14 protein-coding genes, 2 tRNA genes and 1 pseudogene are annotated in these 13,427 nt (G+C 71.9%); 5 read left to right on the forward strand and 12 right to left on the reverse strand.

From position 1 onward, the window contains the following. Nucleotides 1-213 (forward strand): annotated as a pseudogene (locus AOK22_RS35375) (hypothetical protein); the annotation flags it as partial. Next, the gene (locus AOK22_RS35380; protein WP_055702799.1) at nucleotides 210-1,802 is read left to right on the forward strand and encodes an NADH-quinone oxidoreductase subunit NuoF family protein; all 1,593 of its coding nucleotides are present in this window, start codon (nucleotides 210-212) and stop codon (nucleotides 1,800-1,802) included. The pseudogene AOK22_RS35375 and the gene AOK22_RS35380, both read left to right, overlap by 4 nt. Nucleotides 1,803-1,995: 193 nt before the next feature. On the opposite strand, the gene AOK22_RS35385 is transcribed toward AOK22_RS35380, so the two are convergent. Next, nucleotides 1,996-2,068, reverse strand: a tRNA-Ala gene (locus tag AOK22_RS35385). A gap of 112 nt (nucleotides 2,069-2,180) precedes the next feature. On the opposite strand from AOK22_RS35385, the gene AOK22_RS35390 reads away from it, so the two are divergent. Further along, the gene (locus tag AOK22_RS35390) at nucleotides 2,181-3,398 is read left to right on the forward strand and encodes a glycosyltransferase 87 family protein (protein WP_063795403.1); all 1,218 of its coding nucleotides are present in this window, start codon (nucleotides 2,181-2,183) and stop codon (nucleotides 3,396-3,398) included. On the opposite strand, the gene AOK22_RS35395 is transcribed toward AOK22_RS35390, so the two are convergent. The 3 genes from AOK22_RS35395 to AOK22_RS35405 form a co-directional block, all read right to left on the reverse strand. Further along, nucleotides 3,367-3,600, reverse strand: coding sequence for a hypothetical protein (locus AOK22_RS35395; protein ID WP_055702800.1), 234 nt, complete (start codon nucleotides 3,598-3,600; stop codon nucleotides 3,367-3,369). The two genes, AOK22_RS35390 and AOK22_RS35395, sit on opposite strands and share 32 nt — an antisense overlap. 3 nt (nucleotides 3,601-3,603) lie before the next feature. Continuing rightward, a complete protein-coding gene (locus AOK22_RS35400; protein WP_055702801.1) occupies nucleotides 3,604-3,786 on the reverse strand; it encodes a hypothetical protein in 183 nt (60 codons plus the stop codon). Nucleotides 3,787-3,856: 70 nt separating this feature from the next. Next, a complete protein-coding gene (locus AOK22_RS35405) occupies nucleotides 3,857-5,323 on the reverse strand; it encodes an MFS transporter (RefSeq protein ID WP_208606489.1) in 1,467 nt (488 codons plus the stop codon). A gap of 94 nt (nucleotides 5,324-5,417) precedes the next feature. Between AOK22_RS35405 and AOK22_RS35410 the strand changes: the two genes are divergently transcribed. Continuing rightward, on the forward strand, nucleotides 5,418-6,425 hold the full coding sequence (locus AOK22_RS35410) for a helix-turn-helix transcriptional regulator (RefSeq protein WP_079037036.1): 1,008 nt from the start codon (nucleotides 5,418-5,420) through the stop codon (nucleotides 6,423-6,425). A gap of 86 nt (nucleotides 6,426-6,511) precedes the next feature. Here AOK22_RS35410 and AOK22_RS35415 read toward each other — a convergent pair. From AOK22_RS35415 to AOK22_RS35440, 7 genes are all read right to left on the reverse strand, one after another. Next, nucleotides 6,512-6,584: transfer RNA gene (locus AOK22_RS35415), tRNA-Ala, on the reverse strand. Nucleotides 6,585-6,679: 95 nt separating this feature from the next. Next, on the reverse strand, nucleotides 6,680-7,321 hold the full coding sequence (locus tag AOK22_RS35420) for a histidine phosphatase family protein (RefSeq protein WP_055702803.1): 642 nt from the start codon (nucleotides 7,319-7,321) through the stop codon (nucleotides 6,680-6,682). Then, nucleotides 7,318-7,761, reverse strand: coding sequence for a ribosome silencing factor (rsfS, locus tag AOK22_RS35425; RefSeq protein WP_055702804.1), 444 nt, complete (start codon nucleotides 7,759-7,761; stop codon nucleotides 7,318-7,320). Before rsfS ends, AOK22_RS35420 begins: the two co-directional genes overlap by 4 nt. A 106-nt stretch (nucleotides 7,762-7,867) precedes the next feature. Then, nucleotides 7,868-9,694, reverse strand: a complete 1,827-nt coding sequence (locus AOK22_RS35430; RefSeq protein ID WP_055702805.1) for an LCP family protein — start codon at nucleotides 9,692-9,694, stop codon at nucleotides 7,868-7,870. Between the two features lie 16 nt (nucleotides 9,695-9,710). Next, the gene (nadD, locus tag AOK22_RS35435; RefSeq protein WP_055702806.1) at nucleotides 9,711-10,349 is read right to left on the reverse strand and encodes a nicotinate-nucleotide adenylyltransferase; all 639 of its coding nucleotides are present in this window, start codon (nucleotides 10,347-10,349) and stop codon (nucleotides 9,711-9,713) included. 38 nt (nucleotides 10,350-10,387) lie between these two features. Further along, nucleotides 10,388-10,552 carry a hypothetical protein gene (locus tag AOK22_RS42050; RefSeq protein WP_167357918.1) on the reverse strand — a complete coding sequence of 55 codons (165 nt, stop codon included), beginning with the start codon at nucleotides 10,550-10,552 and terminating at the stop codon, nucleotides 10,388-10,390. Nucleotides 10,553-10,638: 86 nt separating this feature from the next. Continuing rightward, nucleotides 10,639-10,965, reverse strand: coding sequence for a hypothetical protein (locus AOK22_RS35440; protein ID WP_055702807.1), 327 nt, complete (start codon nucleotides 10,963-10,965; stop codon nucleotides 10,639-10,641). Between the two features lie 99 nt (nucleotides 10,966-11,064). Here AOK22_RS35440 and AOK22_RS35445 point away from each other — a divergent pair, with 99 nt between their 5' ends. Next, a complete protein-coding gene (locus AOK22_RS35445) occupies nucleotides 11,065-12,189 on the forward strand; it encodes a M48 family metallopeptidase (RefSeq protein WP_055702808.1) in 1,125 nt (374 codons plus the stop codon). Nucleotides 12,190-12,219: 30 nt separating this feature from the next. Here AOK22_RS35445 and AOK22_RS35450 read toward each other — a convergent pair whose 3' ends face one another. Next, a complete protein-coding gene (locus AOK22_RS35450; RefSeq protein ID WP_055702809.1) occupies nucleotides 12,220-13,329 on the reverse strand; it encodes an SCO2583 family membrane protein in 1,110 nt (369 codons plus the stop codon). Nucleotides 13,330-13,427 lie beyond the last annotated feature (98 nt).

The raw sequence follows: 13,427 nt of genomic DNA on the forward strand, positions 1-13,427 counted from the left end.
GTCGAGTCGCCCTACGTGGCGCCGCAGCCGACCTACGACACGGCCCCCCTGCCCGTCTACGACCCGCCGCTGGACCCGGCCCCCGAGCACGCCTACGAGCCCGCTCCCGACCCCGCACACGACAGCGGCCCCGCCACCGAACCGCTGCACCGGCCCTTCCAGGCACCCAGCTCGGGCGAGCCGTGGAACGCCGCCACCGGAGGCCATCTGTGAACGCGCCGCTGCCCGACGTCCCCGAAGTCCGTGTCGTCGGCCTACCTCTGCTCACCTCGGGCTTCGATCTCGTCGAACGCCTCGACCTCGGCATGCACCTGAAGGTGCACGGCCCGCTCGAACCCGTGGCGGGCGAGCCCCTGGCCCAGCTGGCCGAGCAGATCTCGCTGCGCGGCCGGGGCGGCGCGGGCTTCCCCTTCGCCCGCAAGCTGCGGTCCGTCGCCGAGGCGGCGATCCGCCGGGGCGTACGTCCCGTCGTGGTCGTCAACGGCAGCGAGGACGAGCCCGCCTGCCGCAAGGACACCGTCCTGATCAACCGCGCCCCGCACCTGATCCTGGACGGCGCCCTGCTGGCCGCCGAGGCCCTCGGCGCGCGCACGCTGGTCGTCGGCGTGACCCGGGACTCCACCGAGGCCTCGATGCGCACCGCCCTGGCCGAGCGCGGCCTCGGCAACCGGCGCGGAGCGGCCCTCCGCGCGCGGGTGCAGCGCAATCCGGTGCGGATGGTCACCGGGGAGTCCTCGGCACTGGTGCGCTCGGCGGACGGCGGCCCCCCGCTGCCGCCGGGCCGCAAGGTGCGGACGTCGGACTCCGGAGTGGGCGGCGCCCCCACCCTGCTGTCGAACGCGGAGACCTTCGCGCAGCTCGCCGTGGCCGCGCGGGCGGGCGCCGAGCGCTACTGCCGCACCGGTCTGCGCGACGAGCCCGGCACGGTGCTGCTGACCCTCTCCGGAGCGGTCGCCCGGCCGATGGTCGTCGAGGTGCCCACCGGAGTGCCCCTGCGCTACGTCCTCGAACTCGCCGGCGCCCCGGCGCTCCCCCAGGGCGTGCTGACGGGCGGCTATCACGGCAAGTGGCTCGACAGCGTCACGGCGCACGACGCGGTCGTCTCGCGCGCCGCCCTGGACGCCTGCGGAGGCGCTCTGGGCGCGGGCGCGATCCTGCCGATCGGCGAGGGCACCTGCCCGCTCGGGGAGGCCCTGCACGTCGCCAACTGGCTGGCCGCCGAGAGCGCCGGACAGTGCGGCCCCTGCTACCTGGGACTCCCCGCGGCGGCCCGCGGTCTCGCCGATGTCCTCCAGGGCGGCGGCCCGACCGCCCTGGAGGCGTTGCGCGAGGTGACGCGGGCCGTGAAGCGGCGGGGGGCGTGCAAGCACCCGGACGGTTCGGCGGCGTTCATCGAGTCGACGATCTCGGCGTTCACGGACGACCTCGCGGCGCACGTCCTGGGCGGCGGCTGCGGACGGCCCGTCGAGGGGGTCCTGCCCCTCCAGGACGAGGCCGCCCCGGCGGAGGCGCCCAGCGGCCGCAAGCTGGCCGTCGACTGGACGCTCTGCCAGGGCCACGGGCTGTGCGCGGACATCGTCCCCGAGCTGATCCAGCTGGGTCCCGACGGCTTCCCCTCGGTGGCGGAAGCCTCCGTACCGCGTTACTCCGAAGCACGTGCCGCACGCGCCGTGCGCCGCTGTCCGGCGCTCGCCCTGCGCATCGAGGAGGACCCGAGGACGGCGACCGCGGTCCGCCCCGCAGCGCCCGCCGCGCTCCCGCCGGGCCGACGCCGCAGGGCGCTCGGCAGCGGAAAACAGTGACAAGGAGAGTCACGACGACGAGCGTCCGGGGCCGGACGTCCCGGAACGGGTGACAGAAGCCGACGCCCGGAACGGATGACAGAAGGCGCCCGGAACGGACGGCGCACGACACCCCGAATCGGATGACACAACCGGATCGGATGACACAAAAAGAGCGGGCCACCCGATCCGGGTGGCCCGCTCTCAATTCCTGTGGAGCTAAGGAGAATTGAACTCCTGACCTCCTGCATGCCATGCAGGCGCTCTACCAACTGAGCTATAGCCCCTTGCGTTGTCCGCCCGGTTTCCCCGGCGGCTCCGCCAACATTACACGGTCCTACCCGTGCTCCACCAAATCGTTTCCGGTCTGGGTGGATACGCCCGGTACTGTCAGCCTTCGTGACCGTGATCGCGCTCGCCGCAGCCCGCCGTCGTGTGCCCCTGGCCGCCGGGGTCTGCCTGCTCTCCTTCACGGCCTTCTGGATCGCGCAGCGCGCCGCCGGCGTCTCGATGATCGACCTGATGGTCTACCGGGCCGAGGGCGAGACCGTGCGCGCGGGCGGCGACCTCTACGCACTGCGCGCCACCGAGGCGCTCCTGCCCACCACCTACCCGCCGTTCGCCGCGCTCCTGTTCACGCCGCTGACGCTCCTGAGCACGCCGGACATGCGCACCGCCGCGACACTGGGCAATCTGCTGCTCCTGTTGGCGTTCGTGCGCCTGTCCCTGCGACTGATCGGCGACGAGTGGCACGCGCGCGTGGAGAGCGCCCTGTGGGTGTCCGCGCTCGCCGTGTGGTGCGAGCCGGTGTGGACGACCCTGCGCTACGGGCAGATCAATCTGCTGCTCGCCGTCCTGGTCCTGTGGGACCTGACCCGGCGCCCCGGCGACCGCTGCGCGGGCGTGGGCATCGGCATGGCGGCGGCGATCAAGCTCACGCCCGCTCTCTTCGCGGTGCTCCTGCTGCTCACCGGTGCCGTCCAGGCGGTGCGCCGCGACGCGTGGCGGCCCGCCGTGCGGCACGCGTGCGTGGCGGCCGCGTCGTTCGCCGGGGCGACGCTCCTCGCGGCGGCCGCCCTGCCGTACGACTCGTGGCGCTTCTGGACCCGGATGGTCTTCGAGGCGGGCCGGGTCGGATTCGCCGAGGACACCGCGAACCAGTCGCTGCGGGGCGTCCTCGCCCGGCTCCTGCACTCCGGCGAGCCGGGCGGCGCCTGGATCCTGTCGGCCGCCGTGGCGGGCGCCCTCGGCCTCGCCGTCGCGGTGGCCGCCGCGCTGCGCGGGGAGCGGGCGCGGGCGGCGCTCGCCTGCGCGGCGACGGCGCTCCTGGTGAGCCCGGTGTCGTGGTCGCACCACTGGGTGTGGTGCGTGCCGATGGTGCTGCTCCTGGGGACGGAGGCGGTGCGCCGGGGCGGCCGGGCACCGTGGGCGGTCGCCGGGGCGGCGGCCCTGGCCTTCTGTTCGTACGCCCTGTGGGGGGTGCCCCACGGAACAGGACGGCTTGAACTCGCCCAGAACTATGGCCAGATGACGCTGTCAGGCCTCTACGTAGTGACCGCTTTCGGGTTCCTTCTGGGGCAGGCCGTCACGCTGTGGCGAACGAGTAGAACCGCTTGAGCGTGCAGTGCTCGTCGAGCAGCCGACCGTAGATCGGCTCCCCTTCGAGCTCGCGGTACGTCTCGATGGGGTCGCCTTTTATGATCAGCGCGCGGGCGCATTCCTCGCACCAGTACTGGTAGTCCTGGTTGACCGGTTCCATGTCGCGGACGATCGGCGTGCCACTGTCGCACCAGTCGCACTTCCGCCTGTGTGCACCCATCGATCAGCTCCAGCTGTGGCCGCAGGCGGTGCACACGTACGAGACTCCGCCGTTGTCACCGAGCACTTGGGCGACATGGGCCGAGCCGCAGGAAGGGCAGTTGAGGAGCGTGCGGAGCGCGGCCCGTTCTCGTACGGCCGCCTCGTCGAAGAGGCGGTCGACCTCTTCGATGATGCTCGCAGGCATCGCGCTCTCCCTCCCGTCGGGCTGCGTCCCCTTCCGGCCGTCCGATTCTGCCACGGTCTGAGCGAGCCGGTCAGCGACGCATTCGTACCAGTCCGGACACGGCGCCAAGTGCGGCGACGGCGGCCAGCGCGCAGGTGCACACCAGGAGCGCGCTTCCGGATGAATACGCCCCCGGGGCCCCTTCCGACTCAAGCCGGTTCAGGAAAAGCGCACCGAAACCGGCGACACCGGTCAGCTGACCGAGCTGCGTGACCGTCGCGAGCAGGCCGCTGGCGTCCGCCGCGTCCTCGGCCCGCACCGTGGCGAGCGCCCGGGTGAGCGTGGGGCTGAAGCCCAGGGAGAGCCCCGCTCCCAGGCCGACGAAGGCGGCGTAGAGCCAGAGGCCGCCGTCATCGCCGTCGCGCAGGAGCAGCCCCACGGCGGTCGACGACACCGCCGTCAGCGCGAACCCGGCGGGAATCAGCGACCGTTGCAGCGCCTGCGGCCAGCGGCGCCAGGTCAGGCCCACCAGGCCGAAGACCACCGCCGTCGGCCCGAAGGTGAGGCCCGCCCGCAGCGCGCTGTAGCCGAGGCCGCCCTGGATGTGCAGGGTGAGCGCGAAGAGGAAGCCCGCGTTCACGGCCATCACGCCGGCGATCCGGAAGATCGCCAGGCCCATGCCGGGCGTCCGCAGCACCCGGGGCGCGATCAGCGGCGCCCCGCCGCGCCGGGCGAGCCGGGACTCGTACGCGCAGAAGAGCGCGAAGCAGACCACGGCGGCGGCCAGCGAGAGCCAGGACCACAGCGGCCAGTCCGTCTCCTGCCCGAGCACCAGGGGCACGGTGAACAGCGAGACGGCTGCGCCCAGCAGCACGAGTCCGGGCAGATCGAGCCCACGGGCCCGCTCCGCCGACCGCTCCGCGTCGTCGTCGCGCGGCAGCACGCGTACCGCCATGGCCAGCAGGACCACGCCGACCGGCACGTTGACGAGGAAGACCGGGCGCCAGCCGGTGCCGAAGAGGTCGGCGCTGACGAGGACCCCGCCGAGCACCTGGCCCGCGGCGGCGCCGACCGCGAGGACCGCCGAGTACGCGCTCAGCGCCTTCACCCGCGCCTCGCCCGCGAAATTGCGCTGGATCAGGCTGAGCACCTGCGGAATGAGGACCGCCGAGCCCGCGCCCTGGAGCAGCCTGAAGGCGATCAACTCGCCCGTGCCCCGGGCCAGTCCGCAGGCGAGCGAGGCCGCGGTGAAGAGCGCGAGCCCCACGAGGTAGACGCGGCGGTGGCCGAAGCGGTCGCCGAGCCTCGCACCGGTGATCAGGAGCACGGCATACGTGATGGTGTAGCCGGCGATCACGAGCTGCAATCCGGCGCCGGACGCGTGGAGTTCGGCGCGGATGGTGGGCGCCGCGACGTTCACGATGAAGACGTCGAGGAGCGCCATGAACTGGGCGGCCAGCACGACCGCGAGCAGGCGGCCGCCGCGATTGTCGGTGCCGGGGGCTTTACTGGATACGGAAGTTGGACCCGCGGGGGCGGGTGGGGTGGTCGTCGTCATGCCATCGAGCGTGAGGACGGCCCGGCACGGGTGACGAGAGCCCGCCGATGCTGGTACTGACAGCACCTGGCAGCGGCGGGGGCGAAAGCGGACGATGGGGGACGTGACGACGATGGCGGCGACACAGGGGCAGCCGGGCGCGACCCGGAGCCGGGAGCGGACGGTGGCGCGGGCGACGGCACAGGCCCGGACGCAGGCGCAGCCAGGGACGCAGGAGCAGCCGCGCACGCAGACACGGCGGCAGACGCAGCGCCGCAGACCGGAGCTCGCCGCCTTTCTGCGCACCCGCAGGGCGCGGGTGACCCCGGCCGACGTGGGCATGGCCCCGGGCCTGCGCCGCCGCACCCCCGGCCTGCGCCGCGAGGAGGTCGCCCAGCTCTCCGGCGTCGGCGTGACCTGGTACACCTGGCTCGAACAGGGCCGCCCCATCAACGCGTCGCCGCAGGTCCTGGACGCCGTGGCGCGCACCCTGCGCCTGGACCAGCCCGAGCGGGAGCACCTATACCACCTGGCCGAGGTGCCGTACGCCCCGGACCGCGAGGCCGCGGCGGAGGCGGTGGGCGTGGAGATCCAGGGCATCATCGACGCCATGGACCCGCGCCCGGCGGTGGTCTACAACGCGCGCTACGACGTCCTCGCCACGAACCCCGCCTACCGCGACCTCTTCCTGCTCCCCCGGGCCCCCGGCAGCAGCGTGCCGAACGCGCTGTGGTCGCTGTTCACCTCGCCCGCCGATGAGTGCCCGCTGGTCTTCCGGGACTCGGAGCTGCCGGTGATGGCGGCGACCCTGCGCAGTGCGTACGGGCGCCATGTGGGCGAGCCGGCCTGGGAGGGGTTCATCGACCGGCTGTCCGCCGCGAGCCCGCTGTTCGCGCGGCTCTGGAAGAGCGGCGACGTCATACCGCCCGGACCGCGCGTGAAGACGTTCCGGCACTGCGCGGTCGGCGAGCTGCGCATGACGTCGGCGTCCCTGACCATCGACGGCATGCCGGAGACCCGGATCGTCGTCTACACGCCGAACGACGAGGAGAGCACGCGCCTGGCGGCGAAGCTGCGCGCGCTCAGGACGACCGCGGCCACGAACCCGGCGGCAGGACGGTAGGGGAACCCGGCGACAGGAGGGCAGGGCACAAGGGCGGGCACAACAGAAGATCCCGCCCCCTGATGGGGACGGGATCTTCGGGACTGTGGAGCTAAGGAGAATTGAACTCCTGACCTCCTGCATGCCATGCAGGCGCTCTACCAACTGAGCTATAGCCCCTTGCGTTCTTCCCGCTCCGCGGTGCGAACAAGAAGAACTTTAGCCTGCGACCAGCCCGAATGTGAAATCCGGGTCCGGCCGCCGTCCGGAGCGACTCAGTCGTCGTCGCCCAGCACCGGTTCCGGCAGCGTGCCGGCGTTGTGCTCCAGCAGGCGCCAGCCGCGCGCGCCCTGGCCGAGGACCGACCAGCAGCAGTTGGAGAGACCCCCGAGCCCCTCCCAGTGGTGGGACTCCAGACCGAGGAGGCGACCGATGGTGGTGCGGATGGTGCCGCCGTGGCTGACCACCACGAGCGTGCCGTTCTCGGGCAGCTTCTCGGCGTGGCGCAGGACGACGGGCGCGGCCCGGTCGGCGACCTCGGTCTCCAGCTCGCCGCCGCCGCGGCGCACCGGCTCGCCGCGCTTCCACGCGGCGTACTGCTCGCCGAAGCGGGCGATGATCTCGTCGTGCGTGAGGCCCTGCCACTCACCGGCGTACGTCTCGCGCAGCGCCTCCTCGTGCGTGACGGGGAGGCCGGTGATCGAGGCGAGCTCGGCGGCCGTGGCCGCCGCGCGCTTGAGGTCGGAGGCGACGATGGCGTCCGGCTGCAGGGAGGCGAGGAGGCGGGCGGCCCGCCTGGCCTGGGCCGTGCCCGTCTCCGTCAGCTCGATGTCCGTGGAGCCCTGGAAGCGGCGCTCCAGGTTCCAGGACGTCTGGCCGTGCCGCCACAGGATGATCCGGCAGCCGCGGTTGCTCACCGCAGCTCACCGTCCAGGTCGGCCTCCTCCGCGGCCTGGCGCTCGGCGTGCTCGGCGGCCTTGCCGCGGGTCGCCTTGGCGTCCTCCGGCAGGTCGAGCTCGGGGCAGTCCTTCCACAGGCGCTCGAGGGCGTAGAACACGCGCTCCTCGCTGTGCTGGACGTGCACCACGATGTCCACGTAGTCGAGGAGGATCCAGCGGGCGTCGCGGTCGCCCTCGCGGCGGACCGGCTTGGCGCCGAGCTGCTTGTTCAGCTGCTCCTCGATCTCGTCGACGATCGACTTGACCTGGCGGTCGTTGGGTGCGGAGGCGAGCAGGAAGGCGTCCGTGATCGACAGCACGTCGCTGACGTCGTACGCGATGATGTCGTGCGCGAGCTTGTCGGCAGCCGCCTGCGCGGCGACGTTGATGAGCTCGATGGAGCGGTCCGTGGCGGTCACTAGAGAGCTTTCCTTCGGGTGGGCGATACACCCCAAGGGTCTCACGGACCGCCGACGGCGCCCCAGACGATTTCGTCACCGCCCCCGCGCGGGGGCGGTGACACGGTCACCCGTTGGTCCGGTAGTCCTGGCCGAGGACGACGGAGACGTCGGCGTTCGAGGCCGTCTTGCCCTTGCGGACCGCGCTCGCCGGCAGGCCGAGGGTCTTGGCGACCTCGGTGGCCTGCGTCTTCTTGTCCTCGTCGGCGTAGGTGACCTGGGAGGACGCCTGGGACGTGGCGCCCGCGCCGCCGTCGATGAAGGTGTAGCCGCCGTTGACCAGGGCGACCCGGGCGTCCTGGCCCGCGCCCTGCTTGCCGGAGGCGTTCTTCACGCCGACCCGGACGGCCGCGCCCTTGTCCGGGCTCTTCACCGCGCCGCCGAGGACGTCCTTGACCACGGTGTCGCCGGCCTTCTCGGTCAGCGTGCCGTCCTGCCGCACCGGCAGCAGCGTCGTCTTGTAGTCGCCGCCCTTCGCGCGGTCGGCGAGCTTGGCGAGGAAGGCGCCGAGGTCCTTCTCCTTGAGCGAGGGGTCGAGGATCTGCGCCAGCGACTCCACCGTGGTGGTCGCCGCCTGCGGATCCGACGACAGCTTGCGCAGGACGCCCTGCATGACCGCGCCGAAGCGGTTGAGCTGCGCGGTCTCGCCCTCGCCGGGCGCGCGGTACGTGGCGTACGCGACCGCCATCGGACCGCTCAGGGTCTGCTGCTCGCCCTTCTTGACGAGGGGGGCCTCACCCTTCTTCGCCTTCGGGTCGGGCACCTCGGTGTCGGTGTCGATGTCGATGTTGCCGACGAGCTCGACGAGGTTGTTCAGGTACGGGGTGTCCAGGCGCCAGGTGCCCTCGACCGAGGTGCCGAGCACCGTGTCGATCGACTCGCGGGTGCCGGTCGAACCGTCGTCGTCGACGGACTTGCCGAGCGTCGTCGGCGTACCGTCGTCGTCCGACACGGCCAGGGAGTTGGGCAGCAGGACGGTGGCGCCCTGCTTGGTGGTGGCGTTGTCCACCAGGAGCGCGGTCGAGGTGACCTTGCCCTTGGTGTTGTGCAGATGGACGACGATCACGTCCCGCTTCTGCGGTCCGGTGGCCGCCGCGGCGTCGTCCCCACCGTCCGACTGGCCGGGCAGCTTGCCCGCGAACCACAGGTAGCCGACGCCGCCCGCGATCACCAGCGCGAGCACCACGACGAGCGCGACGACACGGGAGCGCCCGCGCCGCTTGGCTTCCTCGCGCCGCTCGGTGCGGCTCTCGGTGAACTTCAGCCAGTCGATGACGTCTTCGGAGTCCTCGTTCGGCTCCTCGATGAAGGAGAACTGCTCGGTCTGGTACTCACCGGGCTGCTCACGCCGCTGGTCGCGCGCCTGCTCGTGCTCCGGTGCGCGCCGCGGGGGCTCGGGGTCCGGCTGGACCGGAGCCTGGGGCACTTGGTGCGACTGAGGCTGCTGAGGCTGCTGAGGCTGCTGAGGCTGTGGGGACTGGAACTGCTGGGGCGGGGGCTGAGGCTGGGACTGCTGAGACTGGAACTGCTGCGGCTGCTGGGGCTGGGACTGTTGCTGCTGCGGAATCCACCCGCTGGTGTCGTACGAGGTCCCGGCACCACCGGTGTTCCCGGCGCCGGTGTTCCCGTACGACGAGTCGTACGCCCCGGCGTCGTACCCCTGCTGCTGCCCGCCCGCGTACGGGTCGTACCCGTAGCCCTGGGGCTGCTGCCCGTGCGGCTGCTGCTGCGAGGGGACCTGGGGCGCGTGCTGCTGCGGGGGCACCTGTGGCTGCACCTGCTGGTACACCGGCCGCCCGTACTCGTCGTACCCGACGACCTGGTACTGATCAGCCGCGTACTCGCCCGCATACGGGTCGCTGCCCGCATAAGGGTCGTACTGTCGGTCGTTCACCGGTGCCCCTCTCGGCTCATTCGCCGCGGTACAGCTCGCGCTTGTCGATATAACGCACCACACCGTCCGGCACCAGATACCAGACCGGGTCCCCCTTGGCGACCCGCGCGCGGCAGTCCGTGGACGAGATGGCCAGGGCTGGCACCTCCACCAGGGAGACACCGCCCTTGGGCAGTCCGGGGTCGGCCAGCGTGTGGCCGGGACGGGTGACCCCGATGAAGTGCGCGAGAGAGAACAGCTCTTCCGTGTCCCGCCAGGTCAGGATCTGGCCGAGGGCGTCGGCGCCCGTGATGAAGAAGAGGTCCGTGTCGGGGTTGAGGGCGCGCAGATCGCGCAGCGTGTCCGTGGTGTAGGTCGCCCCGCCGCGGTCGATGTCGATGCGGCTCACCGAGAACTGCGGGTTCTCGGCGGTCGCGATGACCGTCATCAGATAGCGGTCCTCGGCAGGTGACACCTGCTTGTCGCTCTTCTGCCACGGCTGGCCGGTCGGCACGAACACCACCTCGTCGAGGTGGAATTGCGCGGCGACCTCGCTGGCCGCCACGAGGTGTCCGTGGTGGATCGGATCAAACGTTCCGCCCATGACGCCCAGGCGGCGCTTGCCGTTGCTCACCGGACCGGTCCCCGGACCGGTAGGCATGTCCTGCTCTCCCATGCGTGCAGACCCTACCGGCCCGGCGGACGAGCCCTGTTTCAGCGGTCGCGGTTGAAGCGCGTGGTGATCCACAGGAGCAGCATGAGCGCGACGAACGCGCCGCCGCCGGTGACGAGGGGGCTGAGGCTTGCGTGGTTGCCGCCGTGCTCGCCGCCCTCGGAGGCGAGAGTGACCAGCTGGGCGGCGGTGCTGTGGAGGCTCATCTCAGGCAGGACCTATCCGGGGGTGGGATGGACATAAAGACTTCCGGCCCATCGTAAGCGGGGGCCTCGCTCCGGCTCACGCCGACTCAGCCGTTCCGGCTGTCCGCGCCTTCGTCGGACGCACGGTCAGGGGACGCGCTCTCGCCGGACGTGCGGTCGACCGAAGGGTTCTCACCGGGCGTGCGGCCGGCCGAAGGGTTCTCACCGGACGTACGGTCGGCGGACGCACCGCCGTCGTCCCGCCGCGCGCCCCCGTCGTTCCCCTGCCGATACCCGCGCAGCAGGAACCAGCCCACCAGTACGCAGCCGACGACCATGACGATCAGTACGATCCGCAGCAGATTGCCGGGACCCTGCTGCTCCGCGGCCTTGGCCGCCTCCGTGAGCCAGTCGGCCCCAGGGTTGTGCTCCATGACGGAAGACTCCTTCTGTGTGCTGCCCTGTCACGGTATCTCCGCCTAGGCTGGGCCCCACCTCGGGGGCAGAGGAGGACGAGACATGGGGGATGCGGCATGACCGACGACAACCAGCACGGCGGCGGGGACGGCACCGGCCACGAGCACGTGCCGAGCCGGCAGCGCCGGCGCTTCCCGGGCATCTCGTCGCGGGCGTACGAGCACCCGGCGGACCGTTCGGCCCTGGTGGCCCTGCGCAGGCTCAGCGGGTTCGACACCGTCTTCAAGGCGCTCAGCGGCCTGCTGCCCGAGCGGAGCCTTCGGCTGCTGTTCCTGTCGGACTCGGTCCGCGTGTCCGACGCGCAGTTCGCCCATCTGAACACCATGCTGCGGGACGCCTGTTACATCCTGGACCTGGAGAAGGTCCCGCCGATGTACGTCAACCAGGACCCGGTGCCGAACGCGATGTGCATCGGCCTCGACGAGCCGATCATCGTCGTGACGACGGGCCTGGTCGAGCTGCTCGACGAGGAGGAGATGCGGGCGGTCGTCGGCCACGAGGTCGGCCACGCGCTCTCCGGCCACTCCGTCTACCGGACGATCCTGCTGTTCCTGACGAACCTCGCCCTGAAGGTCGCGTGGATCCCGCTCGGCAATGTCGCGATCATGGCGATCGTGACGGCGCTGCGCGAGTGGTTCCGCAAGTCCGAGCTGTCGGCCGACCGGGCGGGCCTGCTGGTCGGGCAGGACCTCCAGGCGTCGATGCGCGGCCTGATGAAGATCGCGGGCGGCAACCACCTGCACGAGATGAACGTGGACGCGTTCCTGGAGCAGGCCGAGGAGTACGAGGCCGGGGGCGACCTGCGCGACTCCGTGCTGAAGATCCTGAACGTGCTGCCGCGCTCGCACCCCTTCACCACCGTGCGCGCCGCCGAGCTGAAGAAGTGGGCCGCGTCCCGCGACTACCAGCGGATCATGGACGGCCACTACCCGCGCCGCGACGAGGACAAGGACACCTCGGTCTCCGACTCCTTCCGCCAGTCGGCCTCGTCGTACGCCGACAACGTACGCAACAGCAAGGACCCGCTGATGAAGCTGGTCAGCGACATCGCGGGCGGCGCGGGCGACCTGGGCGGCAAGCTCCGCGGGAAGTTCACGGGCCAGAACGGGCAGGGCGGCCAGAGCGGACAGGGCGGCCAGGGTCGCCCGGGCACCGGCGGCCCCTCCGACGAGGACCAGTAGCCCCGTAGCCCTCGGGAAGGCGACCGGCCCTCAGGAAGGCGACAGCGACGGCTGGGCCGACTCCGCCAGCGATCCGCACAGCGCCGTCGCGTCCCCCGTCGCGTACGGGTCGGTGCCGGCCGGTCCGCCGCCCTTGGCCCGCTGCCCGGCGAGGAGCGGCCGCAGATGGCTCGTCGCGTCGCCGGCGCAGGCGAGGGGGCCCGCCTGGGTGGCGGAGACGAGCAGCTCGGTCTGGTGCATCCGCAGGTCGTCGCGGTCGAAGCGGAAGTGCAGCTCGCGCCGGACGGTGAACAGGGACGCCTTGGCACCGTCCGCGCCGGCCCCCTCGGCGGTGTCCCCGCCGCCGCCCTCGCCGACCGGCCGGAGCGCGTACACGAACGTATGGTCCGAGGTCACCTCGAGCGTGTTCTTGTCCGTCTCGACGGCCCGCAGCGTGCCCTGCGTCCTGACGTGCTTGTCGGCGAGCGCGGTGCGCGTCGGGTCGAACCGCACGAGCCAGCCGGTGGCCGCGTGGCGCCCGTCGGCCACGGGGTTGCTGAAGCTGCGGTCGAACTGGTCGAGCTGCTCCGGGTCGAGCAGGATCCGCACGGAGCGCGCCGAGCCGCCGGTGAGCACGTCCGGGTCGAGCGAGGACTCGACGAGATAGTCCTTGGCGGTGGTCAGCGCGGCCATCACCTGGCTGTCCGAGAAGTGTGAAGTGCGGCGCGCGGCAGGGAGGTTGATGCCTCCGGCGCCCACCGGGAACTGCGCGGCGGGACTGTGCTCGTAGAGCTCCTCGACGCTCTTCGAGCCGGGCACGCGGCCCCGCGGGGCGAGCGGTATCACGGTCATCCGCAGCGGCTCGGGGCGCTTGGCGGCCGGGGTCTGGTACGGGTGGCGTACGCCCATGTAGATCGCGGTCCCGAAGGCCACCGCGATCAGGACGACGAGGATCACCGCCTGCCGGGACAGGGCGCGGTGGAGGGCCGGGCGGCGGCGCACGGCGCGCGCGTGGTCGACCATGCGCTCCTGCGCGGAGAACTCCTGGAGTCGCGCAGCCCGCACGAACGACTCGTCGAAGACGACGGATCGGTACTCGTCCTCACCACCGTTGGGAGTGCCCTCGGGTGTCCCCGCAGGTGGATCTCCTGGCCCGCCCATACTTTCAGGGTAGGTCTCCGGGCCCTCAGGTAAACGCCCTGGTACACGACAACTTCTGACAACTCCTCACGGGCGCGCGCAGGCGTGAGGTGCCGGGC

The sequence above is a fragment of the Streptomyces silaceus genome, assembly GCF_001419745.1.
In the GTDB taxonomy this organism is placed as follows: Bacteria; Actinomycetota; Actinomycetes; order Streptomycetales; family Streptomycetaceae; genus Streptomyces; species Streptomyces silaceus.